Annotated in this window: 20 protein-coding genes and 1 pseudogene; 10 read left to right on the top strand and 11 right to left on the bottom strand. The window is 58.3% G+C overall.

From position 1 onward, the window contains the following. Positions 1-10: 10 nt before the first annotated feature. Positions 11-1,054 (bottom strand): ABC transporter substrate-binding protein, encoded by a 1,044-nt coding sequence (locus tag GR212_RS26630; protein ID WP_163991203.1) that lies wholly within the window; start codon positions 1,052-1,054, stop codon positions 11-13. Positions 1,055-1,261: 207 nt separating this feature from the next. On the opposite strand from GR212_RS26630, the gene GR212_RS26625 reads away from it, so the two are divergent. Further along, complete coding sequence (locus GR212_RS26625) at positions 1,262-2,056, top strand: IclR family transcriptional regulator (RefSeq protein ID WP_163991202.1); 795 nt, start codon at positions 1,262-1,264, stop codon at positions 2,054-2,056. A gap of 163 nt (positions 2,057-2,219) precedes the next feature. Here GR212_RS26625 and GR212_RS26620 read toward each other — a convergent pair. From GR212_RS26620 to GR212_RS26600, 5 genes and pseudogenes are all read right to left on the bottom strand, one after another. Beyond that, positions 2,220-3,313, bottom strand: a pseudogene (locus tag GR212_RS26620) (nucleotidyltransferase family protein). A 303-nt stretch (positions 3,314-3,616) separates the two neighbouring features. Continuing rightward, positions 3,617-4,618, bottom strand: a complete 1,002-nt coding sequence (locus GR212_RS26615) for an ABC transporter permease (RefSeq protein WP_163991199.1) — start codon at positions 4,616-4,618, stop codon at positions 3,617-3,619. Continuing rightward, positions 4,615-5,418, bottom strand: a complete 804-nt coding sequence (locus tag GR212_RS26610; RefSeq protein ID WP_204326776.1) for an ATP-binding cassette domain-containing protein — start codon at positions 5,416-5,418, stop codon at positions 4,615-4,617. The genes GR212_RS26615 and GR212_RS26610 overlap by 4 nt, the downstream gene beginning before the upstream one ends. Continuing rightward, complete coding sequence (locus tag GR212_RS26605) at positions 5,415-6,374, bottom strand: sugar ABC transporter substrate-binding protein (protein ID WP_163991197.1); 960 nt, start codon at positions 6,372-6,374, stop codon at positions 5,415-5,417. Before GR212_RS26605 ends, GR212_RS26610 begins: the two co-directional genes overlap by 4 nt. A 97-nt stretch (positions 6,375-6,471) precedes the next feature. After that, a complete protein-coding gene (locus tag GR212_RS26600; protein ID WP_163991195.1) occupies positions 6,472-7,599 on the bottom strand; it encodes an SGNH/GDSL hydrolase family protein in 1,128 nt (375 codons plus the stop codon). A gap of 156 nt (positions 7,600-7,755) precedes the next feature. Here GR212_RS26600 and GR212_RS26595 point away from each other — a divergent pair, with 156 nt between their 5' ends. Next, a complete protein-coding gene (locus GR212_RS26595; RefSeq protein WP_163991191.1) occupies positions 7,756-8,904 on the top strand; it encodes an ROK family protein in 1,149 nt (382 codons plus the stop codon). A gap of 354 nt (positions 8,905-9,258) precedes the next feature. Here GR212_RS26595 and GR212_RS26590 read toward each other — a convergent pair whose 3' ends face one another. Further along, positions 9,259-10,374 (bottom strand): Gfo/Idh/MocA family protein, encoded by a 1,116-nt coding sequence (locus GR212_RS26590; RefSeq protein ID WP_163991189.1) that lies wholly within the window; start codon positions 10,372-10,374, stop codon positions 9,259-9,261. Positions 10,375-10,533: 159 nt separating this feature from the next. Between GR212_RS26590 and GR212_RS26585 the strand changes: the two genes are divergently transcribed. Beyond that, positions 10,534-11,400: a LysR family transcriptional regulator gene (locus tag GR212_RS26585; protein ID WP_163991187.1), complete on the top strand. Its 867-nt coding sequence runs from the start codon at positions 10,534-10,536 to the stop codon at positions 11,398-11,400. Positions 11,401-11,823: 423 nt separating this feature from the next. On the opposite strand, the gene GR212_RS26580 is transcribed toward GR212_RS26585, so the two are convergent. After that, positions 11,824-13,080, bottom strand: a complete 1,257-nt coding sequence (locus GR212_RS26580) for an MFS transporter (protein ID WP_246725987.1) — start codon at positions 13,078-13,080, stop codon at positions 11,824-11,826. 200 nt (positions 13,081-13,280) lie between these two features. Further along, positions 13,281-14,234, bottom strand: a complete 954-nt coding sequence (locus GR212_RS26575) for a cyclase family protein (RefSeq protein WP_163991183.1) — start codon at positions 14,232-14,234, stop codon at positions 13,281-13,283. Positions 14,235-14,728: 494 nt separating this feature from the next. Here GR212_RS26575 and GR212_RS26570 point away from each other — a divergent pair, with 494 nt between their 5' ends. Next, the gene (locus GR212_RS26570) at positions 14,729-15,832 is read left to right on the top strand and encodes a maleylacetate reductase (RefSeq protein ID WP_163991181.1); all 1,104 of its coding nucleotides are present in this window, start codon (positions 14,729-14,731) and stop codon (positions 15,830-15,832) included. Positions 15,833-15,881: 49 nt separating this feature from the next. Here GR212_RS26570 and GR212_RS26565 read toward each other — a convergent pair whose 3' ends face one another. Then, a complete protein-coding gene (locus GR212_RS26565) occupies positions 15,882-16,772 on the bottom strand; it encodes a LysR family transcriptional regulator (protein WP_163991179.1) in 891 nt (296 codons plus the stop codon). Between the two features lie 181 nt (positions 16,773-16,953). On the opposite strand from GR212_RS26565, the gene GR212_RS26560 reads away from it, so the two are divergent. After that, complete coding sequence (locus GR212_RS26560) at positions 16,954-17,946, top strand: NAD(P)-dependent oxidoreductase (RefSeq protein WP_163991178.1); 993 nt, start codon at positions 16,954-16,956, stop codon at positions 17,944-17,946. After that, a complete protein-coding gene (locus GR212_RS26555) occupies positions 17,943-19,172 on the top strand; it encodes an enolase C-terminal domain-like protein (RefSeq protein ID WP_204326775.1) in 1,230 nt (409 codons plus the stop codon). The genes GR212_RS26560 and GR212_RS26555 overlap by 4 nt, the downstream gene beginning before the upstream one ends. Positions 19,173-19,824: 652 nt before the next feature. Here the strand turns inward: GR212_RS26555 and GR212_RS26550 are convergent. Continuing rightward, positions 19,825-20,907, bottom strand: coding sequence for a LacI family DNA-binding transcriptional regulator (locus GR212_RS26550; RefSeq protein ID WP_163991176.1), 1,083 nt, complete (start codon positions 20,905-20,907; stop codon positions 19,825-19,827). A 207-nt stretch (positions 20,908-21,114) separates the two neighbouring features. Here GR212_RS26550 and GR212_RS26545 point away from each other — a divergent pair, with 207 nt between their 5' ends. From GR212_RS26545 to GR212_RS26530, 4 genes are all read left to right on the top strand, one after another. Beyond that, positions 21,115-22,068, top strand: coding sequence for a sugar phosphate isomerase/epimerase family protein (locus tag GR212_RS26545; protein WP_163991174.1), 954 nt, complete (start codon positions 21,115-21,117; stop codon positions 22,066-22,068). 59 nt (positions 22,069-22,127) lie between these two features. Then, positions 22,128-23,360 carry an ABC transporter substrate-binding protein gene (locus tag GR212_RS26540; protein WP_163991172.1) on the top strand — a complete coding sequence of 411 codons (1,233 nt, stop codon included), beginning with the start codon at positions 22,128-22,130 and terminating at the stop codon, positions 23,358-23,360. A gap of 71 nt (positions 23,361-23,431) precedes the next feature. Then, the gene (locus GR212_RS26535) at positions 23,432-24,319 is read left to right on the top strand and encodes a carbohydrate ABC transporter permease (RefSeq protein ID WP_163991171.1); all 888 of its coding nucleotides are present in this window, start codon (positions 23,432-23,434) and stop codon (positions 24,317-24,319) included. After that, positions 24,319-25,206 (top strand): carbohydrate ABC transporter permease, encoded by an 888-nt coding sequence (locus GR212_RS26530; protein WP_163991170.1) that lies wholly within the window; start codon positions 24,319-24,321, stop codon positions 25,204-25,206. Before GR212_RS26535 ends, GR212_RS26530 begins: the two co-directional genes overlap by 1 nt. The last annotated feature ends 3 nt before the right edge of the window (positions 25,207-25,209 follow it).

The following is a 25,209-nucleotide window of genomic DNA, read 5'->3' as shown; positions in this document are numbered from 1 at the left end:
CTGATCAGAGCTATTCGAACAGCGTCTTGTAAATGTCCAGCCAATGGGCCGGCTTGTCTCCAACATTGGTCGGACTGAAGCTGATCACCTTAAATTTGCCAGCCAACGGGTTGAGCTCCGGATGCTTGGCTTTTACGTCTGGGCTGACGGGAATGTAGCCCGCAGACGCGGCGATCTTCTGGCCGGCTTCCGAATAGAAATATTCCAGGAAAAGCTTGGCGGCATTGGGATGAGGGGCACCCTTGAGCATGCCGGCCATGCCGGTGTTCATTTGGCTCACATCGAGATGGATCGGCTTGATGGGCGCGCCTTTATCCTGACTAATCGCAACGTGATAATTGTAGACCGAGAGCACCAGCGGGTACTGGCCGGCAATTGCCTGGTCGAGCACGACACGCTGATTGCTCGGGACATTGGCTATCTTCTGCTGGGCAAGCTTTTTCAGATAGTCCATCCCCTTATCTTCCCCCATAGTTTCAAGAACCGCACCGATGAAGCCGACCGGGCCACTCAGAGTCGGGTTGTTGGTCCAGGCCATCTGGCCCTTCCACTTGGGATCAAGAAGGTCTTCGAAGGTTTTCGGGTAATCGGCCTCTTCGACCATGTCGGTGTTTACGGCGGCCACCATTGGCTGCATGATCGCAGCTGTCCAATAGCCGTCTTTGTCTTTCAGATCGTCAGGAAAATTCGCAGCACTCTGCGGGCGATATGCCTCGACTAGGCCATCTGGCAGCATGGCGCCAAGCGCCTCCGACGAATCGTAAACATCGCCCTTGACGCTGCCCGCCTTCGCCTCGTTTGAGACTCGCAGAGCCACATCGCGCCAGCCGCCAGTTACAAAACTTACCTTGATGCCATATTGCGATTCGAAAGCCGCGGCGACCGGCCGAACGACCTGATCGACGACCATCGTCGTGTACCAGACCACCTCACCTTCGGCCTTGGCCTTGGCGATCAGCTCCTTGCTTACCTCGGCACTAGCCGATCCACTCCCCAGAATGACCGCGGCAACCACTGCCCCGAAAGCGAGGCTGCGGCTTAACTTTTTCTGCATATTGTCCTCCTCCACTTGACAAGTAGTTCTAAATATCAGAACAACGTATCACTATTTAAACCGTATGGCTCTTTGTCTGTCAACTGACTTGCTCATATCCTTGCGGTGATTAGGCATTTTTTGCGGGAGCTTGAGACGTATTGGCGTTTCGGGGCTCTCTGGCCTCACGACGGAGGCCTTGCTAACAATGGCAGGGGGGAGAGACGAATGGACACGACCATCGCCAAGGGCATGACCTTGATTGAATATCTTGCCGGATGCGACGAGCCCAAAAACCTGCATGAAATCGTCGCGGCTCTCGGCCTTAGCAAGAGCAACGTCCACCGGCTGTTGCGCACCTTTATCGAGCTCGGCTATGTCCGCCAGGTAGGAGCCAAGGGACGTTACACGCTGACGACCAAGTTGTGGGAATTCGGCGTGAAGGCGATATCACAGCTCGATTTTCCGCAGGTCGCCCGCCCGCATCTGGTCCGACTCAGCGAAGATACCGGCGAAACGGCACTGCTTGCGATCCTGGACGGGATGGAAGTTCTCTATATGGATCGAATCACCGGCGACCAGCCAATCGGCGTCTTTAACCGCATCGGGCGTCGAGCACCTGCTTGGGCCAACGCGACAGGAAGAGTCATCTTGGCCAATCGAATGATCGACGTGTCAATGTTCGCTGACAAGCTGACACGCTATACATCCCAGACGATTTGTGAGCCAGCCGAGTTGGCCGCCGAATTCGAAAAAGTGCGTACGCAGGGGTTCGCGCTCACCGCAGGAGAATGGCACGAGGGCGTCTACGGGCTTGCAGCGCCGGTATTCGATGCGTATGGCGCTGTTGCAGGGAGCGTTGGCATCACCGGGACGATCGCGCAGTATGAATCAAATTTATCAAAAGAGTGGCACATCGGCGTAGTTGCAGCCGCTAGGGCGATTTCGGAGGAACTTGGAATGAGGCACAAGCCAGCCAAAAGTGTAACGATGTTATCAACACCGAAATCGTCGAGCAGTTAATTAACTTGACGGGCATATAATCGAAGATAACCAGTGCCGTCTACGTTTTCCGGCATGATGGGGCAACCAGTTTGGCCTTGAGCGAAATTGAACTCCCGGCACCCTATTTGTCTCCGCCACTTCGAATCAACTCAACTGCTTAGCTTTCAAGGCGGACGACAGCCTATTCTCCAAAAGGAAGTTCAATTTCTTCGCGGTTTTTCTTTGCGCCCTCGATCAGGACCGTGTTGAACCGCTCGGCATCTTGTGCCGGCAGCATTCCCGCCCCCGTTCGAATACCTATTTGCCACGCAGGCCCGCGCTCCCAGGCTTCGTTGTAGACGAGCGCCAAATCGGCAGACTGCCTTGTCTGCTGCAAGGCTTCAAAGAGCAGGCCAGCTTGACGAACGTCCTTCTCGCGCTTCGCCAGCCCCTGGCTGTCAGTATGCCGGCAGCTGGCGACTATGAGCTTGTGGACCGCATACCGGGATGGATCAGGGACGACGACTGGGACACCGCTTCGGTGGAGCAGCATTGTCCTGACGGGTTCCCTTATGAGAAAGTCGAGAAAGCGCAGTGGATCCGCGCTGGCGCCCCCAAGGGCGGGCATCTTCGCCGGTTGGTCGATGTAGGCATCCGAACCACGGTTCGACGTCAGGAATTCAACCCGGTAGCCGTCGGTATTTTGAAACGCCGAAGAGGCGGCCGACCCCGATCGATGCGCAACTGGCCGAAAGCTGGCGTCGACGCCCTGCAGCAGCTCAACAATCGGAGGCAGACTGTCTTCAACCTCCTGACTGATGGCATAGTCCTGGGCGATGTCCGCATCGCCGGTCAGGATCGCGGCCATGGGAAGGCGGACGCCCAGCAGCCCCGAATAGCACTGAAAGGCCACCGTGCCGATGAGAACAGCCCGGAGTCGAAAAAGACCGCCATCGGCAAGAGCCTCGACGATGTCGCCCGACATGGCGTCAGGGGCGATCATCCCGCCTTCGCGGGTCAGGGTATTTACCAAGCGCCTACGAGCGCGTAGATCGTCCTTGTCTCGCTTATGATCAGCTACACGCCCCGCGATATCCGGATCATCAGCAGAGCCGACGTAACGACGTTTCGTACCACCATGCCCATCTGGAATGTCGAAGTACCAGTATTTGCGCCCCTTGATGTTTGCCGGGTGAACCGACCCTCCGGGGGGAAATCGGCCGTCCAAGCGGCGTCGAGCGAACGCTGACCCAGCTCGGCGAGCATCGTCTGATACACGAGGTCGATGGACTTCATAAGTTCGGTCCGGCGTTATACTGTTTCCCAAAAACAGTATAACGATCGAGATGATACGTCGCAAGATTAGACGTGCATGGCTCTCGCGCGAGACGATGCGCACCCTTACCAGACCATCGACGCCGGACGCTTCGCTATGGCAAAAAGAGGTTGCGATGGTTCATTCGAACCTTCTGGCATCTATCGCCAGGACGAAGGTCAGAGAGCTGCTGCGCAATTGCACTGCCGTTGTGTCCAGTCCATCATGCGAAAACGTCCCGGGCAGCCGGCATATCTCGGGAACGGCGCCCTCATGAGCTTGCTTCATCGACGTACCTTGTAGAGGCGCTCGCGACGGACATGATCGATGGCAACCGCAGCGATCAAGATAACACCGACCACGATGGTGTTGTACTGAGGCGGAACTGCCGCGACGATCAGCGCGTTGTCGATTTCCGATAGCAATATCGCTCCGACGGCAACGCCAGTTATGCTTCCCAGGCCCCCCAGGAGACTAATACCACCGATCAAGACAGCGGTAACGACGGAGAGAGTGACGTTTGCCCCGCCCGCAGAGACCTGGCCGCTGCCAACGCGCGCGGCGTAGATGATGCCGGCCAGCGCGGCAGCCGCGCCGCCCAGCACGTAGAGGACCGTCTCGATACGCGCGACCCTAAGCCCGTTGGCAACAGCGGCCTTCCGGTTGCCGCCAACCGCCCTGACCTCGATCCCGAATGGTGTGTGCTCAAGCAGGAACCAGAAGATCAGGCCTATGATGACGGCATACATCGCGATGAAGGGCAGGCCGAAAAAGGAGCCCTGACCCAGATGCTGAAAGTCTTTGGGTAGCGGCACGATGTCCTGGCCGTCGGTAATCTGCACGCAAAGGCCGGTGATGATGAAATATGTCCCAAGTGTCGCGATGATCGGCGGCACGTGCAAGCGCGCAACGACCTGACTGTTGATGTAGCCGGCGGCTACACCCATACCCAGACCGCCCAGAACAGCCAATGGCCACGGAACCCCGGCAACCTGCATCAGCCAGGCGGCCGAAATACCCCCTAAGGTAAATACCGAGCCGACAGAGAAATCGAGACCGCCGCCAATCATAAGCAGCGATGCCCCGCATCCCATCACGAAGTAGATGACAGCAGCCCGGACAATGTCAGTAAGGTTTCCGACGTTTAGAAAATTCGGATTGCGGAGCGACGTGGCGATGGCAATCGCCAATATGACGAGAATAAGCGTCAGTTCTGAGCGTAGGAACGTTTCAGCGGAAAAACGACGCCTGCGTGTTTCATCGTTGTCAGTTACGGTCATCGTCATTGCGTACCCGCGTTGGCTGTGGAAGCTGTGATCGTCCCTGTAATCATGCCGACGATCTCGTCGCGGCTCGTCGCACCGCGCAGGCAGGTTGCGACAGTGTTCCCTAGCCGCATGACGGTGATGCGATCCGCGTGGGCAAAGACGAATTCCAGATCGTGGCTGATACAGATGACAGTCTTTCCCTGACCTCGAAGCTCGTCAAGGATTTCGCCGACATGGGCGGTCTCGCGCACACCAAGCGCAGCTGTCGGCTCGTCCAGGAGAATGATTGGAAGATTCATGCGTACCGCTCGCGCTATCGCAACGATCTGTCGTTCGCCCCCCGAAAGCAACCCGATCTGGGTTCGAACAGAACCGACCCGGATCTTGAGCTCGGAGAGAACCTCTGTCGCCTCTCTCTCCATTCTTCTGCGATCAAGAATGAACCGCCTTTTTCGCGGGATTGCCCCGAGCGCCATATTGGTCGCAATGTCGAGACATTCGACCAGGGCCAAATCCTGGTGAACGACAGCGATGCCGTGTCGATGCGCTTGCGATGCATCGCGCATGCTGGTTTCAACGCCGTTGATCCGCAATTCACCGGCATCGGGTTGGTGGATCCCTGCCAACACTTTCAATGTCGTTGATTTTCCTGCACCATTGTCCCCGACGATGAAGTGCGCCTCGCCCGGAAAGGCAGCGATATCGACATTGGTGAGCGCTCGTACCTGGCCAAACGACTTGCAGATCGCCTTGAGTTCCAGAGCCGGCGTCCCTGACATAGAGGAAACATTCCCTAGTCGCTGCGAAGAACCACTCATTGCCAGCCCTTGTCGAGATAGGCCTGAACCCCATCGGCGGAGAACATCTGCACGCCAACGTCAAGTTGCTCCGGGACTGTTTTGCCATCATGGAGATCGACCACCGAGTCCACGACCTGCTTGCCGGCGGTGCAAAGGTCTTGAAGCATCAATTTGTAGACAGTGCCGTCCGCAAGTCCTTCACGGCCCCCGCCCGCGGTTCCATTGGCAACAAACACTACCTTCCCGACGAGATCCTTCGCGCGAATGGCTGAGGTTGCGCCCTGCGTCGCCGTTCCCATGTGCGAAGCGATGACGTTGATCTCCGGATGCGCCGTCAGCAATGCATTGGCTTGATCGAGAGCCTTCGCGGGATCATCGTTCGTGTAAATGACGGCGACCACTTTAACATTCTTTGTCTTGGCTGCAGCCGCTGTGAACGCGTCGGAAAACGCTTTTCCAACTCCCGTGGGTCCTTGCACCATGAGGCCGACATTTTGCTCCCCGTCGCGCTCTGCTATCGCCTCTGCGAATATCTCTCCGACCCGGCCGAAGTTTGCGCCGACATTCACGTCAGCGCCGGAGGCCTTGCCGCCGGCGCCATAAAGCGTTGCCGTCTTGATACCGGCGTCGCGGGCCTGCTGAAGAATTGGTGCGAAGCCATCGCTCGCCGGAAAGGTGATGATGGCGCCAGGGGAATTTGCGATGCCTTGCTGGATCTGCTGGATCATCACGGTTGCGTTCAGGGCACCGGTTGGGCCTGATTCCGTTTCCGCAACATTCTTTGCCTTCGCTTCCTGAGCAATACAATCGCCGATCAACCGCCAGGCTGGATATTGTGGAAGCGGATTTACGAACAAAATCGATTTTAGCGGTGCGGCAAAACTGGCGTTGAGCGGCGCTCCGGCGAGCACAAGGCTGGCTGCAGTTGACAGGGCTAGGCGCATCAACAGCTTACACTTCGGTTGGTTTGGCATGTAATCCTCCTTCGCTCGGGCGCGCTCCTCCAGCGGCCTCTACATTTCCTCTCTATCCGCGCCGCATGTCAATAACTAATTCAGTCTGACTTAATTTTTATCGAAGCAGGGAGAGGTCGACCGAATTCGCCATCGCCCGGTAGCCGGCATCGTTCGGATGAATATGATCACCTGAATCATACTCCGGCAGCAGCCGCGCAGGATGAGAGGGATCGCGCAACACCGTGTCGAAATCGAGGATACTGTCGGCTCCGCTTTTCGTTCGAATCCATTGATTGACCGCTTGTCGGATGCGTTCCTTGTCCAGCGTGTAATAGCCACCATGCGGCAATCGCGGCAAGGTGCCTTCGAACGGGGTTATCGTTCCAAGCCAGATCTTCGGCCCCGCCAGTCTGACCCTTGCGATGGCCTGATTGAGACCGGCGATGATCTCCGCGGCAGACACCGCCTCCTCCGGTCCGGCCAGAACCGTATTGGGCCAGACGATATCGTTAATGCCCTCAAGGAGGATGACATGCGATACAGCTCTAAGGCTGAAGACGTCGCGATCAAGCCGCGCCAGCAATAGGTCTCCGCGCCGACTGTGTAAGAGGCGATTTCCGCCAATACCCTGATTGAGCACAGCGACGTTCTGCAACTCGGGTACGTTCTGGAGCCTTTCGGCAAGAATATCTGGCCAGCGCCGGTCGGTATCGACAGACGAGCAGAAGCCGTCCGTTATGGAATCGCCGATACAAACGATCGCCCGCGCCTGCGGAACCGAATGGGTCTGGATGGAAGAGAGCAGGTAGTGGCTCGTTGTCGTTTGCTGAACGATAATCTGCTCGGCGCCGACGAAGTTGCCAGGCACCGAAATATACGCCGTCTGTTGCGCTTCCAAGTGATGGGTAGTCACCGGCACGAAACCCGAACTGTAATAGCTGACGGCAACGCGCGAAAGCGGGCTGGTCGCCATCTCAATCGGATCGCTGAAACAAGGAGCACCGGGATAGATTTTCGTCGTTCCGACGCCGCCAAATGTTACCGGTTGCGTCGTCAACGGCTCGACGCGCCCACCCTCACCCGCTCGCGCAACATGGACTGCGTCAAGCGTTATCGGTGTCGCACCGAATTCGTTGCTGAAGCGCAGAACGAGATGTGTTCCACCCAGAGTTAAACGAGCAATCTCACGAACGGTTTGGCCGTAGAAGCCTGATAATGGCGCGTCGGGCCCCCAGGCTGTCATCGGAGCCGCGGTCCAGGAGGTTATCCACTGTCGGGTCAAACTGTAATCCTCGCAACAAAACGCCGACTAAAACTTGACCTCGCGCGAACGTCAATAGATAAGTCACTGTGGATTAATAATCCCAACTCAGCATTCGATAGAAATAGGCGGTAGAGGGTGACAGGGCATATTCCAGGGGCAACAGTATTGCGGCGATTGCCGTTCGAAAGCGTTGTCGTCAGCCCCGGTTCCAACCACGTCGCGCTGCGTGCAGCCAACGAACGGCTCGTCCTGTCCCTGATCCGTTCCCACGGCGAACTCTCAAAGGCACAGATCGCAGAGCTCTCGGGCTTAACTGCGCAAACCGCCTCGGTGATATCAAGGAGCCTCATCGAGGCAGGTCTCCTGATCGCCGGCAACCCGGTACGCGGCAGGGTCGGGCAGCCTTATGTGCCATTGCGACTGAACCCGCAGGGAGCGATGTTTTTCGGCCTTCACGTCGGGACAAAGAAAGCTTGTCTTGCGCTCGTCGATTTCACGGGACATGTGATAACGGAAACATCCGTTGCGCGCGGCACGGCAAACCTTTCGGACGTTATAGCGTTTGCTCGACAGGCCGTCGAAGAGATTCGAACGGGTTTCAATTCTGAGCGAAATGCCCGCATCCAGGGCCTGGGGGCTTCAATTGCATCGGGTGCCTTGCGGATGGGTTCGGACCCCGCGTCGTGGCTTGAGATCGATGATGCCTTTGCAGCCTTTGGTCAGGACATTGGCGTAACGACCTATGTTTCCAATGATGCGGTCGCTGCTTGCAGTGCTGAGCAGATTTACGGCCTGGGTGGCGGACTGTCCGATTTTGTGTACGTTTTTGTTGACGAGTCGGTCAGCGGCGGCTTGGTCCACGACGGTCGAATCCATTTTTCGCGAGATGGTTCCGGTGCGAACCTGGGAAAGGTTCTCGTGCCAAACGCCGATGCCAAAATGGTTCCGCTGAGATCGCTTGCCTCTGTCGTGCGGAAAAAGAAACTCCTATCGAAAGACCTGGAGTTGCTGGCGCGCGGGATTGCCTTTGCGACTTATTCGGCGTCCGCAGTTGTCAGCTATTCTGCCGTAATCGTCGACGGCGCAATTTCGAGCGAGTATATCAGCCGTCTGTGCGCCCTATTACGCACTTTGCTTGGCGAAATCGACGGGAGGAGCTCGACGCCGCTCATCGTTCGGGAAGGCTCTCACACGCGCAAAGCAGCAGCACTCGGTGCGGCTTGCCTTCCCCTAGCAGATCGCTTTTATCCCGAGGCGCCTTCGAACAGGTCCAGTTCCGACTGACTTTTGTGCAACGGAAGTCGATAACTGTATGGGTAGGTCTTGAACCGTAGATGGCATCTCGGTCCTCGATAGAGTTTGAACTGCCGGCCGGGACGCTGTGGTGATCATCGTCAGCATTCGAAGCGAAGAGGTGCACGCGGGCCATCATTCCGTAGCTTGAGCGCAGAGCTTTCAAGGATTGATCCAATCCATGGGGCCGTCTTATGCCGCTGGTTTGGAAATTCTATGATGAATTCTTTGGGATAACGGCCGGCTTGCATGTTGCCGCCCTGACGGGCCGCAGAACTGGGACGAATGGAAGACGCGCGGACCGCAGACCATGACTCGTTGAGGCGAATGGCATTGGCGTACCGCCTAGAGCAATATGCGACGACCGCCTTCAGCAGCCCGTTCGATGGCATCGATGATGCGATGGAGGGCCACGGCGTCCTCGAAGCGCGGTGTCGTGCGTGTTCCATGACGCAGGTCGTGCGCCATCGCGGTATAGACGCGGGCAACGTTTCCCACTTCTACGTCTTCCGGCCAACTGTTGCGATAGCTCTCCGGCACCTCCAAAGGACGAAAGACTTTTTCCTCAGCCCTCGAGCCTCGAAGAGAGAGCTGGACCATCTGCATTTGGCCGGAAGAGCCGGAAACGCGGATGTCGCCTTCCGTGCCGTTGATCTCCCAGAAGAGGCCGTCGCCATCGCGTGGTGCGCCTCCGCGAAAATGCAGCGACAGAGGCGCGTCGTTTGCCAGAACACCGGATACGAGAACCTGATCCGGCGCGGTCGCGGGAAGAACCTCCCCCGTATCGAGAACCCGCGCCGTAGGGCGCCGGGTCGCCAGTACGGCGGAAATCGCTGAAACTGTGCCGAGCACGCTGGTCAGCGCCGACAAGGTGTGACCGACCGGGATCGTCAGCATGGTGGCGCCATTGGCGCGATCCAACAGATATCCATAGGTCTTCTTGTCGGGGATCGTTCCGCCCCCCTGCAAGGCGCCACCCCAGGCAACGATCGTCGTGGACAGGACATCCCCGACGAAGCCGTCCGCGACAAGGTGCTTAAGATATTGGATTTCCGGCGCGAAGGGCGCCTGCGTGCCCACGACGCCGACACTGCCTTTCGCGCGCGCCAACGCAGCCATCTCCTCCGCCTCGGCCATGCCATTGCCGAGCGGCCATTCGCAATAGACGTGTTTGCCTGCCCCGATCGCCGCCTTCACGAGCTCGAAATGCGGCGGCACTTTCACCGCGACGGTGACGATGTCGACATCGGGCGCTGCGATCAACTCGGCCGCGTTGTCGAATGCCCGTGCGATCCCGGTCTCCGCAGCGGCAGCTTCGGCGCTCGCCCGGCTGGTGTTCGCGATCCCCGCGATATCGAAAGTGTCGGAGAGTGCCTGCAACGCCGGAATATGGGAGCGCGCCGCCCAACTCCGGCCGGGCTGCACGCCGATGATGCCGACACGAAGACGCTGGACTAACATGATGTTTCGCCTTTCTGGACTGCGTTCCGCGCTGTCGTTCGGCCAACGATTGGCGTTTGGGCGTGACGCGCGGAAACCTGTTTCAGCATCCAGACTAAGCGCGTGCCTTCTCCGCGAAAATTCGATATATCTGCCAGTGATCCTTGAGAATTCGCACAGATGATCGATTGGGAAGACATTCGCCATTTTATGGCCGTAGCCGAGGCTGGAACCCTCTCCGGAGCAGCGCGCACGCTGAAAGTAGACCACGCGACGGTAAGCCGTCGGCTTGCTGCACTGGAAGCGGCACTCGACGTTCGTCTGGTCGACCGATTGCCACGCGCCTGCCGTCTGACCACAATCGGGGAGGCCGTGCGCGAGCGCGGGGCCGCGATGATGGCCGAGGCGGACGGAATTGCCCGGCTGGCGAAAGCCGCGCACGCCCCTCTTGTCGGCCGCGTCGCGCTCAGCGCGCCGCCGGTCCTGGTCGCGCCACTCCTTGCCCGCCACCTTGCCCGTTTCCATGAAGATTTCCCGGACATCCGCCTCTCGCTCGCGGCTCAGGGAGAACAGATCTCGCTAAGCCGTCGGGAAGCCGATATCGCGGTGCGGCTGGTTCGGCCGAAGGAAACAGGCAGCGTGACACGAAAGATCGGCGCGATGCCCTTCGGCCTCTACGCACACCGCTCCTACGTCCATCTGTCCGCGCCGGAACGCTGGCAGTTCATCGCCTTCGATCAGACCTATGCCGAGATGCCGCAGCAGCAATGGCTGCTCGGCATTGCTGCTGACCGTTCCGTTGTCTGCGAACTGAACTATATCGGCGAACATCTGATCGCCGCTCGCGCCGGTGTCGGCGTCGCCGGCCTACCGCTCTTTCTCGGCGAAGCAGATCCAGATCTCATGCGCCTTGATCGGGACGGCCCGGCCTTTTCGCGGGACATCTGGATCGTCGTCCATCGCGACTTGCGCAACGCCGAGCCGATCCGTGCCGTCATGGATTTCGTGGCTCGCGTTGTCGGCGAGGAACAATTCCTGAAGCTATAACCACGGGCACATTCATGGTGCTCCCGACTGGATCAACTCGCTCGAGAGGTTCCAAAGCCGCCCGGCCTCGTCAGAGTTCAGCGCATAGGCTTTAATGCCAACGAAGAGTTTATCTGTCATGTCCGCCCGGGCGGCAATGTCGTAGTCCTCGCAGCAGAAACCGCCGCATTCGCTGGACGGACTGTCGCAGATCACGGCCGCGCGAAATCCAACCTTTCCTACCCTCAAAATGATGGCGGGCTATCGGCGTGATCACCTACCCGCCATCGTTTGGCGCATCGAGGTCGCGAACGACAAGGTTCACATTGTGGGAACGCCCCGATTACGAAATCCCACCTGGTATTAGTGCCTTGCAGCGAGTGAGCTTCTGCGAGCCAACGCGCAAACATCGGGCTGTCATCCGGCCTCCGTTAGCATTCCAACTCAGGCGTATGCCTTTTCGTTCAGCACGACGGGGCGGCTCATGAACAACACGGAGATGATTGCGCCAATAAACATCAGCACGCCGGAAACGATGAAGGCATTTGAATAGTTTCCGCTCTGACCGACGATGTAACCGGTCACGATCGGCGCCAAGAGTCCGGCAATATTGCCTCCGAGGATCACGAATCCTACTGCAAGACCTGCATAGGAGCGATCCGGCAAAACGTCGTTCGTCAGAGTGATATTGAGAGAGATCGCGGTTGCAACACAGGTAAGTGATATCGTCACCAGCGATAATATCGCGACGGTCGATGTCACCAAGGGTGCCGCCAGAATGACTGAGGATAGGATAAGCGTGGCGCAGAGGAGAACCCGACGGTTCTTTCCGCCAAGCCATGAGACCTGCTGATCGCTCAGCCAGCTCAGCACAAGTACAAGCAAAGTCGCCAACGCGAAAGGCACTGCGGTAAAGAAGCCCGTCTTCATAACATCGACGCCGGTGGCAAACTGAATATAGGACGGCAGCCATGTTAGGAATATCGACCAGGTATAGGTTATGCAGGCCTCGACCATAAAGAGGGCCCATATGGTCTGGTTGCCGAGCAAAACCTTCAGCCGCTGAATTTGCCCGTTCTCCCCCTTACTATCCGATGCCTGAAGGCGGCTGATACGCGCGCTATCGTCAGAATCATTTCTCTCGTTGAGAACGCGTGTGCGCTCCTCGACGGAAAGCCAGGTTGCATGTTCGGGCTGGCGGTAGAAAGAAAAGCAGATGATCCCGAACGCGAAGCCGATGATGCCGGTAACGTAAAAGGATACGCGCCATCCGAAATAGCTGACCAGCAACCCGACGAGCACCGCACCGACAGCAGGCCCGGCATAAGCGCCGCAATTCAGAAAGGCCGTCGCGATGCCGCGCTCGGATTTGGGCGCCCATTCGCTGACAACCCTGCCCCCCGCAGGATAGGTGGCGCATTCACCGGCACCGAGCAGCAATCGTGAGAACAGAAGGAGCGGCATGGTGGTCGCCGCGCCAGTCAGAATGCCCGCGAGGGACCAGATCGTAACCGAAATACCGGTTACCCGGCGGACACCCCACTTATCGACGGCCATCCCCAGCGGAATGAGCAGAATGGCATAGCTCCAGACGGCAACGGAGAAGAGATAGCCGATCTCCACCGGCGTGAGGTTAAACTCCTTGGCTAACGGGCCGATGGCGACTGACATGTTTACGCGGTCGATATAATTCACCATCATCAGCACGAACAGGCCTGCATAGATAAGATAACGTCTCATTGCTTCCTCCCTTGTTATTCTATCGATGTTTAGTCTTAGTCGGCCGCCTCACGCTCCCTGCAACACAAGGGGAAAGTTCCGCTTTTCGATAGATACGAAGACGCAGGTTTCCGAACTCCTCCTTCGGAAACCGCATCCGATTCAGCGATATGTGAAGCCGTCTAGAGGACGGCGACAGGAGCGACCAGCGAACCGGTCGCGCCTGGAACGTTCAACGGGCTGACCATAAACAGAAACGAGTTGCGCGATTGTGTCGCGCAAACTTCGCCAACCTGTTCCAGGTTCATATTGTGAATCAGGTGGATCCCGTAGATCGTCAGGGCGAGCACGTGAACCGGCGAGCGGCAGAGGGTCGGCCGCGGTACCGGAAGCCTTTCGTTCGGTGTGTCGGTCGCAATGACCGACACGTCCTTCCTGCCGAATAGCTCCACGCAATCCGGATGGAGGCCGGCACAGAACATTCCCTCGTGAGGGTCTCTCGTATAATGCGGGTCGTCTTCCCGATCCGGTGCCGTGCCTCGTTTTAAGGTAGCGCCCGTCCGGATGACGATAGCGTCGCCGGGGAGGAGAAGTTCGACCGCGTCGGCTATTTCCTCTGGCATGACGGCTTCGCCCGGCTCAAAATATTCAACACCGCGCTTTCTCGCGACATCGATGAAGATCCCGCGTGTCACGATCGGGCCGGCGCCGGCGATATCCCAGCGGCGTGAGCCGTTCTCCACGGTGACGTAGTCGCTGAACTTCGCGCCGTTGAAACCGTAATTGTGATAGCCATAGTGGCTGATGGCATCGATATGAGTATTCAGCAGACCGTGCGTGCGAAACGACATCTGATCCTTGGCGGACTGAACTTCGATCTTCAGATCGCCAGCGGTCATCATCTCCACCGATGCGCCCGGCGTGCTCCGGCCGACATCATCGAGGGACAAGGGTCTTCCGCAGCTAATGACCTGACCAGATGTGGAAGCTGCCAAGCCGCGACGCGTGACCTCGGGTGTCAGAAGATTGAGAGTGCCCCGGTCGTTGGGCCAGCGGCCCCAATTGCCGGTATGGCCTGGCCACGCAGCCAATTCAGACGGAATTGAAGAAACCTCACCACTCATTGCAAGCTCCACCCTGATTATTATTTATTTCCTCACCTCCAAAGTAATACTCGCCCTCAATGATTATTTCCAATCGAACTTGATGATTGGGTGATAAGCGCCTTTTATGAGCCATCAATCGAATATTCCTGCATCCCCGGTCACTAATGTGATGTATTTTCCACTCACCCATCCGACGAAATAACTGATTTCGCGAAGTTATATGGTGCTTTGGTGTCAGACTCGGCGTTGCTGACCGTTGAAGCCTGAAGCTGCGCGGCCGCTGCGGGCTGAAGAGACACTGGAGCGCCGGTGATAAGGAAAACAAATCATACAATCAGTAATAATAAATGGACATCGCTTTCTCATCGATTGTAGCATTCGACGAGGTTGAATGTACATCGCGAACTATAGCTTATATACCTCGATCGGCTTCAGAATTTATACTATAAAATACGAAAGATATTATTGTAATACTTTAAATGGATGCATATCTCGAAATGCAAGTTACAGCGGACGCAGGCACCATGATGAATCTCGTCGAACGATCGACAATCACTTTTTCCACTCCCGGCGACGTCTACAATGTTCGACCGCCGCGCATCGTTTTCGGCGCCGGCACCATCCGCGGCATCGCCGCCGAGGTCACGCGTTTGGGGGGGCGACGGGCGCTGGTCGTGTCTACGCCCGGCCGCCAGGCTATGGGGCAGCGGATAGCCGATCACCTCGGCCCGATGCTGGCAGCCATCCTGCCGGAGGCGATTTCGCAGGTGCCGATCGAAATGGCTCGGCAGGGCAGGCAGCGCGCTCGCGAGGTTGATGCGGATTGTCTGGTCGCCATCGGCGGCGGGGCTTCCATTGGCCTGGCAAAGGCGATTGCGCTCGAACTTGCATTGCCGATCATCGACGTACCGACGACCTACTCGGGCTCGGAAGTTACTGGATTCTGCGGCATCACGATCGATGGCGTGAAGAGAATGCACACCAGCCTCAATATGCTCGCCGCGACGATCATCTACGATCCCGAACTTACCTTGTCGCTGCCGATTGCGACCAGCGCCTCCAGCGCCATGAACGCGCTCGCCCACTGCATCGATGCGATCTATGTCCCGACGGTTGATCCGATCATCGCCCTTGCGGCGGCCGAAGGGGCAAGGGTCGTGGTCAATGCGATCCGCAATGTCGTCACCAATCCGCACGATATCGTCGGCCGATCGCAGATGCTCTATGGCGCCTATCTCTCGGGGGCTGCGCTGACCGGTGGCTTTGCCCTGCAGCATGGCCTTGCGCATACGCTCGGCGGATCCTTCGGCGTGGCGCATGGCCTATCACACGCGATCATCCTTCCACATATCGCGGCATATAACGCTCGCTTCGCCCCGGCGAAGATGGAAACACTCGCGATGGCCATGGCGGTTCCGGATGTCGGCAATGCTATCTTCGAACTTCTTATTGAACTCTGCCTACCGACATCCCTTGCCGAGGTCGGTATCCGGCCGGCCGATGTATCGGATATCGCGCGAATTACGGTCGAAACGGATAACGGTCTTAATCCCGGCCCGGTGACGATGGAAGCGGTGTCATCCATCATCGAGGATGCATTGAGGGGAAACCGGCCGCGCCAGCGGTAATCATGCGCCGGCCAGCCGTTTTAGGGAAAGACCCCTCGTCATGGGCGGTCTAGACGATCGTCTTGCCGATCTCCGTCGCGACGGCGAGGAATTTCCGGATTGCCGGCGCCGTCTCGCCTTCATTGTAGGCGATACCCAGCGTCAGGAACGGAGCAGGCCCGAGAAGCTCCCGATAGACAATGCCCGGCCGGGCAAACTGCTGGTATCGCGAAGCAATCCAGCCGACACCGAAATTCGCTGCCGCCATGGCGACGATGGATTGCGCCGGCGAGGCCTCGTGGATCATGCGAGGGCTGAAGCCGGCATTCTGGCAAAGGGCGACGATCTGGTCGTAGAGTTGCGGGCCGACCTTTCGCGGAAACATGATGAAGTTCTCAGACGCCAGATCGCCGAGCGTCAATTTGCGTTTCCGCGATAACGGATTCTGATTTGATATCACCAACTTGAAAGCCACCTCCGCGATCTTCAGACAGGAGATGGAGGAGTCATCCAGCGGCGGATGGATGATGCCGAGCTGTATGCGGCCATGCCGAAGCGCCTCCTCCTGCTCGGCCGTCGTCATTTCTTGAATCACCAGGCCCACATCCGGCAATTCCTTCGAAAACATGCGGACGATTTCCGGAAGCGCGATAAACATTCCGGGAGCGGTGCAGCCCACGAACAACTGCCCCAATTCGCCGCGGGCAGTGCGGCGCACCAGCTGCGCAGCCTGTTTCGACATATGCAGCATCTTTCGCGCCTCGTCGGCGAATACCTCGCCAGCCGGTGTCAACGAGACGCGCCTCTTGTTGCGATAGACGAGCTGCGCCTCGAGCTCGTCTTCAAGATGACGGAGCTGCTGGCTTAGCGCCGGCTGAGTCAAATGGCAGCGCTCCGCCGCCCTGCGAAAATGCAGTTCTTCGGCCAGCGCCACAAAGCAGGCGAGGCGACGCAAATCCATCTGTGATAACTTTCGTTTATTAGTCGATTAAAGACTGCAATTTGCATTAATCGTACAGCGGCGTTATCGCTTTTTGCAAGAGGTCCGATCAGATGTTCTCGCAGTTCGACTTTGACGATGGGAAGGAAGCGCCGCAGTTCGGGCAGTTTTTTACTGTTCTCGGCGGTGGAACGGGTGACCAGTGAAAATTCTTCTTGTCGGCGAAGCTGCCAACCACCGGAACCAACTCGCCAATTGGCTGGAGATCCCTTGCGAGATTCTGACTGTTCCGTTTCCAGCCGATGGCGATGTCTCGTTCGCAGCCTTGGCAGATACAGTCGATGTAGTGGTATCCCTCCGCATTCCACATCTGGCCCAGCCCGCGCGGCAGTTTCGGCTGCTCCAGGTGCCCGGCGCCGGGCTAGACGGCATCAATTTCACTTCGCTGCCGGAGACGGCGTGGGTCTGCAACGTCTTCGAACACGAAATCCCCATCGCCGAATACGTGTTGATGGCGATGATCCATTGGGCAACCGGTTTCGACGCTATGCGCCAGGCCTTCTCCTTCGACAATTGGGCGACGGCCTATCGCCAGCGCATACCCCACCAAGAGATCGCCGGCAAGACGCTCGGGCTATTGGGTCTGGGTCACATCGGCAAGGCGATCGCAAAGAGGGCGCGCGCCTTTGGAATGAGGATCGTTGCGGTTCAGCGTAGCTCGGTCGATCTGGAAGGTCCGACGGATGCCGTGCTGCCGCTGGATCGCTTGCACGAGATGCTTCAGCAATCGGACTTTCTGGTCATCGCATGCCCGCTGACGGAGGAGACGCGCGGGATCATCGGCAAGGCCGAGCTCGAAGCGATGCCCAACTCGTCGGTGCTCATCAATGTCTCGCGGGCCGAGATCGTTCAGGAGCGGCCGCTCTACGACGCGCTGCTTGCACGGCGCATCGCCGGCGCCTATCTCGATGTGTGGTATCGTTATCCAATCGGCGAGAACCCGAATGCGAAGCCCTCCTCCATGCACTTTGATCGATTGCCGAACGTGGTCTGCACACCCCACTCCTCTGCATGGACAGACGGCATTTTTGAACGGCGCTATCGTTTCATTGCTGGAAACATAACCAGGCTGCACAACGGCAAGCCGCTGGAGAACGTTGTGCGAATGCCGAACCGGGAGAGGTTATCAAGATGAATGACACCGCCACCATATCGTTTGAAGTTCCGGCCAGCGCTGCCGATGTTCAGATCAGGATCACCGGGATCAAGACCCTCGTGGTCAATGCGGAGATGCGCAACTGGGTCTTCGTCAAGGTCCTGACTGATCAGGACGGGCTATATGGCTGGGGAGAGGCGAGCCTCAACTGGAAGACCCGAGCGGTAGTCGGTGCTGTGGAGGATATAGAACCTCTCCTGATCGGTCGCGATCCCCGCGATATCGAGCAATGCCTGCGGGTAATGAACAAGCATAGCTATTATCGTCTCGGCATCATCGGCGCCACGGCGATCAGTGGCATCGAGCATGCTCTTTGGGACATCTTCGGCAAGAGCGTCGGTCTGCCGGTTTGGCGCCTTCTCGGCGGCAAGGTCCGCGACAAGGTCCGTGTCTATACTCACCTGGGTCTCGGCGACATGCGATCGGTTTACGAAACTTTCGACAAGGGCGCCCTGCGGGAGAAAGCTCTGGCAGTCGTCGAGAACGGCTATGATGCGCTGAAGGTCGTCTTCATCCCCTATAGCCATTTCACGGCCGATATTCCGAGCCGCCGCCATGTCGCCATTCTGATGGAGACGCTACGGGACGCGGTCGGGGACGGCGTCGAGATCATGGTGGATTTTCACGGCCGGCCGGCATCGATCAGCGCGGCGCTGCAGTTCATCGATGAGCTCGTACCCTACAGGCCGATGTTCTGCGAGGAACCCGTCCAGCCCGGCGATGCCGACGCTATGCGGATCGTGGCGGAACGCTCAAGCTGCCCCATAGCGACGGGGGAGCGTCTCGTTGGCATCAAGGAATTCGAGCCACTGTTCATGTCAAAAGGGGCCCATATCGTTCAGCCGGATCTGAACCATACCGGCGGTCTGCTGGAGGGCAAGCGCATCGCGGCCGCAGCCGAAGCAGCATTCATGGGCGTTGCGCCGCACAATCCAAACGGGCCGTTGGCGGGCGTCGCAGCGCTTCATTTCGATGTTTCGACACCGAATTTCGTGATCCAGGAGGAAATGTCCGGCGCTGTTCCTTGGTATGACGCGGTGGTCCAAACTCCACTTCATCGCGAAGGCAGCTACTGGTCTGTACCGACCGCGCCGGGCTTCGGCGTTGAGATCGATGAGAACGCTGCCGCTCGGCACCCCTTCAAGCCGGAGGTGATTCATACGCTTGCGGCGGTGCTTGGTGACGGCACGATAGTAGACTGGTGATACCGCAGGGCGTGGAATCGATGAGTCCGATAGTCTCATATTCGCCCATTATTGCGGTAGACATTGAAGATGACGAACGGACGCGGACTTGGCGTGCGGGCAAGCATGTCGCAGATTAGAATTCATCGCTCACCGCTATTGCCGTCATCCGCCTCCGGTATCGCCAACCTTAAATATCTGTGAAACCCCGAGATTGATCAGCAATGTCCGATGCTTTCCCATTTCGTTGGAGAAGCAGCCGCCATCGTGAGCATTTACCGCCTTGCGCGGTGAGAGCAAGAGATCATCCTGATCGTCTTAACGTACATTTGCGGGTGCTCTTTCTTCCATGAGACGACAAACAATAAATAAACGGTCGCTGTCGCTGGTGTGCAGCCGTCCATATCCATCACTCGGTATCATGTCTCGGTGCAAATCAACTCCCCAAGTTCTGCCCGCAACAGCGACTGGTCTGGTCACTTCATGGCCACCATGAATCGCCGACGTAGCCATCTCCAGCAACCGGGAACCGTGTTCTTCGCCGCTGAGATGATTGGAGCGGAAAAACTGCTCACCGCACGATGCGACCGACGAATTGTGCGCGAAGAGCAGTTCGAGGTGCGAAATCGCAAAGCGTTAAGCCTGCCTGTAGGCGCGGATGCGCTGCGAGCTCTCAGAAAAGCGCCATTGACCCTGCCACCGGTGCAAGGCTGTCCCTGCGGACAAGCGTGCTCGGAACTATAATACGCTCCGAATGTTCGCATTGCGGCGCATTGATCCGCTCGATTAACAGGGAGACGGCTCTTCTTCCCATCTCCTCCACAGGCTGCAGAATGGACGATAGTGGGGGCCAGCAATAGTCACAGATCGCCGAACCGTCGAAAGACACGATCGAAAGGTCAGTAGGTATCTTATAGCCGGCCTGATGGACACGGCTCATGAATGAGATGGCCATGTCGTCGCTGGTCGCGATGATCGCTGTCGGCTTTGTCGCAAGGCCATGATATTCCGCTGCGGCCTCCACGCCGATTCGGAAGCCATGCCGATAGTCAATGCCGCCGGAGCGCAAAACGGCATCCTCACCAAGTCCCGCATCGTGAAGGGCTTCCAGAACTCCGGCGTATCGTTCCACGTCGTGATAGTCGCCGGGCGGGCCCGCCAGATACTGAAATCTCCTGTGCCCCAGGGCGATCAGCTCCGCCGTCGCACCGCGAACCGCTTCCCGATCGTTCGTCACGACGCTGGGTATATCTAAGGCGGTCAGATCGTGGAGCAGGGATACGATCGGCAGCGCAGCCTGGGAGAGCGATCGACCGTCCACTTCGGGAACCGCGGAGGAGAGGATGAGCACGCCTTGCACGCTACCGCCGAAGGCTAAGTCCAGCACGTGGCGTTCGGATTGCTCGCCCCGGTCGAGATTGGCGATTATGAGATGGTAGCCGCCCTCGACGAGGGCCGCATTAATGCCTGACAGTACCTGCGGGATGATCTGCGAGGCACCATAATATAGAGGACCGGGCAGCACAACGATCACGCTGTTCGACTTGCCGACCCGAAGCCCCCGGGCTAGGGCATTCGGCGTGTAGCCGAGTTGCATGGCAGCCCCTTGAATCCTGGCGCGCGTCTTCTCGTTTACCCGACCCGGATTCGTCAGCGCCCTGCTCACTGTGGATATTGCGACACCGGCAAGGCGGGCGACATCGGCCATCAGTGGCCCTGCGTGATCGCCAGCCGGTAGATCCTTGTTATTTTTCATGTTTCCGCTTTGTCGCTTTCACTCCGATGAGTTGACAATAAGCTGGTTCAAACATTTTGGCAAACGATTGCCGAATTTTCTTGCGCCATGGCCCGTTTCGGCTACTATGTCGCCATGGCAAACGATTGCCATCGCATCCTTGACCTATTCAAAAGCGCGAAGCGGGTCCGCTTCGGGCACTCGGAGCGAGAACCAAAGGGAGATGACATGACCGCTATGGAACGGCTGCGCTTCGGCGTAGACCTCGTCACTTTTTCTCATCCTGCTTTTTGGGGGGTAGCGGATAATGATGCAATCGTCGCCCTGGCACACAGCGATCTGCGCGCATTCTGGGACAGGCTACTCGATAGCGCCCAGCACTCCGGCGTCACTGGCGTCGAACTCACCTTCTCTCCCTTCAACTGGCAGGAGGCGACGAAAGCCTATGGTTCGGTCGAGGCATTTGCGGGTGAGCTGCGCAAGCGCGGCCTGACCCTGGCGAGCGGCTTCTTTGCCGAACTTGAGGCCGCCGGCGATTTCACCGAAGCCTCGGCCCAGGCCGCCATCATCGGAAAAGCGGAGAAATATGCCGAGTTTCTCACGGCGTGCGGCAGCGACATCATGGTCATCGGCGCGCCGCTGCGCCATACGCCCGGTGAGTGGCCCGCACGGTTCTTCGATTTCGAACAGGCACGGAAGATCGCCGACTTTCTCAACCGACTCGGTGCGATCCTCTATAAAAAGGGCGTCCGGCTTGCCCTTCATACCGAGGCGCATTCGATCTTTGCCGCTTCGCGCGATGTCGACCTGCTGATGCTGTTGACGGACCCCGCATATGTCCACATGTGCCCGGATACGGCCCACATCATCGTTGCCGGATCCGATCCACTCGACGTCGTCGAACGCCATCACGAACGGGTCATCATCGCCCATTGGAAGGACGCGCTCGGGGCGATGCCCGCCGACACGCCGATCGATAAGCATATCCACGATCGTCATCGTCCCTATTTCTGCGACTTTGGGCTCGGTCGCGTTGATTGGCCCGGCTGGATCAGGCTCCTGCGTGATCGAGGCTACGAAGGCTGGGCGATCCTAGAACTCGACGCCGCCCCGGATCCGGTCGGCGACATCGCCAACGGGCTGACGCTTGTCCGGCAGGCGCTGCTGCCGATCTATCGCTGATTTCATGACCTGACGACAAACGGCCCCGCAAAAGAGGGCCTTCTTGAAGAGGTGGAACGATGAGAAACGCAATGAAACTGCTCGTGGTGGGTGCGACCCTTGGCGCGGCCTCCGCTCCTGCTCACGCCGACGACCAGCCTAAAGCCGAAGTCGTGACGTCGTGGACGTCCGGCAGCGAGGCGGCAGCGCTCGATGTCATCAAGCAGGAGTTTGAAAAACGCGGCGGCGTCTGGAAGGATTCGTCCATCGCAGGCTTCGGCGCCGCCGACGCCGCCTTCCAAAACCGGCTCGTCGCCGGCGATCCGCCAGCAGCCAAGCAGGCCGTGATCGGCCTTGCCAATACCGATTTCGTCAACCAGGGTCTGTTGAGTCCGATCGACGACACCGCGAAGGCCGGCAAATGGGCGGATGTGCTGCCCAAGTCGATCCTCGATCTCATCTCCTACAACGGCCAGGTCTATCTTTCCCCTACCGACGCGCATGGCGAGAGCTGGGTCTTTTATTCCAAGGACACCTTCGCCAGGGCTGGCGTGAACAAGGAGCCTCGGACCTGGGATGAGTTTTTCGCGGTGCTCGACAAGCTCAAGGTCGCCGGCGTGCAGCCGGTCGCCTGGGGCGGCCAGTCCTGGCAGGAATCTAAGGTCTTCAATATGATCCTGCTGACGCAGGTCGGCATCGACGGCTTCCTCAAAATCTATGTCGACAAGGACAACGGCGACGCATCCGTCGTGGGGGTGAAGAAGACGCTCGATATTCTCGGCAAGCTTCGAACCTATGTCGATGAGGGTGCGCCGGGACGCAACTGGAACGATGCAACCGCGATGGTCATCAGCGGCAAGGCTGGCGTGCAGTTCATGGGCGATTGGGCCAAGGGGGAGTTCGTCGCCGCCGGCAAACAGCCGGGCAAGGATTATGGCTGCATGCTCGCCCCGCAATCGCCAGGAATGGTGTACGTCGCCGATTCCTTCTCTTTCCCGAAAATGACCGATCCGGCATCGCGAAAGGGGCAGGCATTGCTGGCGGAAGTCGCCATGGATCCGGTGGTGCAGGTCGAGTTCTCACTGAAAAAGGGTTCCGTGCCAATGCGCACTGATGTCGACAAGTCGAAGCTCGATATTTGCGCGCAAAAGGGTCTGGAACTGATGAGCGCAGGCAAGATCGTACCGGATCAAGCCCTGATCCTCTCGCCGCAGCAGGCAGGCGCGCTCAACGACTTTGTCGACGAGTTCTGGAGCAATCCTTCGGAGGATAGCGCCTCTGGCGCCGAGAAATTCTTCGCGATCTTCGAATAGAACCGCCTCCCGGGCCGGACGGTGACAGGTTCACCGATCCGCGCCCTCCATCCCTTTGAAAGAGTTTGCTCATGCAAGCCAAGCGCAGACCTTCCCTTGCTGCGACCTGTGCGCTACTGCCGACATGGATCGCCGCCATCTTCGTCTACATCGGCACCATGGTCTGGTCGGTGCGATTGTCGTTTACGGATTCGACGATCTTCCCGTCGTCCAACTATGTCGGCTTTGCCCAATATGCCAGGCTGTTCAGGAATTCGAGATGGCTCGCATCGCTGGAAAACGTGCTGATCTTCGGCGTGCTCTATGTCGTGGGATGCCTTGCCCTGGGCTTTGTGCTGGCCGCCGCGCTCGACCGCAAGGTGCGCTTCGAAAGCGTCTTCCGGACCATATTCCTATATCCATATGCCATGTCCTTCGTGGTCACGGGACTGATCTGGCAATGGATGCTCAACCCCACATTCGGCATCCAGGCCACGGTCAGGGCACTTGGCTGGCAAAGCTTCGTCTTCGACTGGATCGTCAGTCGCGACATGGCGATATACACGGTTGTCTTCGCCGGTATCTGGCAGGGCGCCGGGCTCGTCATGGTGATCGCGCTCTCCGGCATGCGCGGCATCGGCGAGGAACAATGGAGGGCAGCCCAGATCGACGGCATACCGGTCTGGCGCATGTACCTTTCAGTCATCCTACCGCAACTCGGGCCGGCGCTTGCGGCATCGGGCATGCTGCTGTCCATGGGCGTGATCAAAACCTATGATCTGATCGTGGCGCAGACCGGCGGCGGCCCCGGCTACTCGACCGAGGTGCCGGCGAAATTCATCATGGATAATCTGTTCGAACGCCAGAACCTCGGGCTTGCCAGCGCGGGCGCCACCGTGCTCGTGCTTTCCGTCGTCATGGCCGTCGCCCCATTTCGCTATGCGCTTGCCATCCGCGCCCGAAGAAGAGGAGCGCATTGATGACAGCACTTCGGCATCCTCGCGGCCCCAGGCCGTCACGGCCAACGGTCGGCCAGATCGGGCTTTACGCCTTCCTGCTGCTGTCAGCGCTCTTCTTCCTGCTGCCGCTTTATACGATGCTCGTGACCTCGCTGAAGTCAATGGAGGAAATCCGCCAGGGCCATATCTTCGCCTTACCCGGCACCGTCGACCTCGACGCCTGGAAGACAGCATGGTCCGGGGCCTGCATGGGCACGCAATGCCTCGGCGTGCGCGTTGGCTTCTGGAACTCGGTCAAGATCACCGTGCCCGCCGTCATTATTTCCGTCTTCATCGGTGCGATCAACGGCTATGCGCTGTCACTCTGGCGGCCGAAAGGCTCGAATTTCCTGTTCGGGCTGCTGATGGCAGGCGGCCTTATCCCCTATCAGATCTTCCTCTATCCGCTTGTGCGACTACTTGCGAATTTGAGCCTCTACAATTCGGTGGCCGGGGTGGTCCTCGTTCATGTCATTTTCGGGCTGCCGCTGGTTACGCTGCTGTTCCGTAATTATTTCGTCGCCATCCCCGAAGAGCTGTGCAAGGCAGCTCGCGTCGACGGGGCTGGGTTCTGGCGGATCTTCATCGAAATCATGTTGCCGATGTCGGTGCCGATGGTGATGGTTGCATCCATCTTTCAGTTCACGGGCATCTGGAACGACTTCTTGATTGGGCTGGTTTTCGCCGGACGGGACAATCTCCCGATGACGGTCCAGCTCAACAATATCGTCAATACCACCATGGGCGAACGCGCCTATAACGTGAACATGGCCGCTACGATCCTGACCGCCGTTGTTCCGCTCGCCATCTATTTCTTCTCCGGCCGTTGGTTCCTGCGCGGTGTCGCAGCCGGCGCCGTCAAAGGATAACGC

This window comes from Martinezella lusitana, assembly GCF_010668395.1.
GTDB classification, from domain to species: domain Bacteria; phylum Pseudomonadota; class Alphaproteobacteria; order Rhizobiales; family Rhizobiaceae; genus Rhizobium; species Rhizobium lusitanum_A.
This window is presented reverse-complemented; position numbering and strand designations above follow the sequence as displayed.

Coding starts and splice junctions, on each gene's coding strand:
- GR212_RS26630 (WP_163991203.1), bottom strand. CDS start 1,054: ATGCAGAAAAAGTTAAGCCGCAGCCTCGCTTTCGGGGCAGTGGTTGCC.
- GR212_RS26625 (WP_163991202.1), top strand. CDS start 1,262: ATGGACACGACCATCGCCAAGGGCATGACCTTGATTGAATATCTTGCC.
- GR212_RS26615 (WP_163991199.1), bottom strand. CDS start 4,618: ATGACGATGACCGTAACTGACAACGATGAAACACGCAGGCGTCGTTTT.
- GR212_RS26610 (WP_204326776.1), bottom strand. CDS start 5,418: ATGAGTGGTTCTTCGCAGCGACTAGGGAATGTTTCCTCTATGTCAGGG.
- GR212_RS26605 (WP_163991197.1), bottom strand. CDS start 6,374: ATGCCAAACCAACCGAAGTGTAAGCTGTTGATGCGCCTAGCCCTGTCA.
- GR212_RS26600 (WP_163991195.1), bottom strand. CDS start 7,599: ATGACAGCCTGGGGGCCCGACGCGCCATTATCAGGCTTCTACGGCCAA.
- GR212_RS26590 (WP_163991189.1), bottom strand. CDS start 10,374: ATGTTAGTCCAGCGTCTTCGTGTCGGCATCATCGGCGTGCAGCCCGGC.
- GR212_RS26585 (WP_163991187.1), top strand. CDS start 10,534: ATGATCGATTGGGAAGACATTCGCCATTTTATGGCCGTAGCCGAGGCT.
- GR212_RS26580 (WP_246725987.1), bottom strand. CDS start 13,080: ATGATGGTGAATTATATCGACCGCGTAAACATGTCAGTCGCCATCGGC.
- GR212_RS26570 (WP_163991181.1), top strand. CDS start 14,729: ATGATGAATCTCGTCGAACGATCGACAATCACTTTTTCCACTCCCGGC.
- GR212_RS26565 (WP_163991179.1), bottom strand. CDS start 16,772: ATGGATTTGCGTCGCCTCGCCTGCTTTGTGGCGCTGGCCGAAGAACTG.
- GR212_RS26555 (WP_204326775.1), top strand. CDS start 17,943: ATGAATGACACCGCCACCATATCGTTTGAAGTTCCGGCCAGCGCTGCC.
- GR212_RS26550 (WP_163991176.1), bottom strand. CDS start 20,907: ATGAAAAATAACAAGGATCTACCGGCTGGCGATCACGCAGGGCCACTG.
- GR212_RS26545 (WP_163991174.1), top strand. CDS start 21,115: ATGACCGCTATGGAACGGCTGCGCTTCGGCGTAGACCTCGTCACTTTT.
- GR212_RS26540 (WP_163991172.1), top strand. CDS start 22,128: ATGAGAAACGCAATGAAACTGCTCGTGGTGGGTGCGACCCTTGGCGCG.
- GR212_RS26535 (WP_163991171.1), top strand. CDS start 23,432: ATGCAAGCCAAGCGCAGACCTTCCCTTGCTGCGACCTGTGCGCTACTG.
- GR212_RS26530 (WP_163991170.1), top strand. CDS start 24,319: ATGACAGCACTTCGGCATCCTCGCGGCCCCAGGCCGTCACGGCCAACG.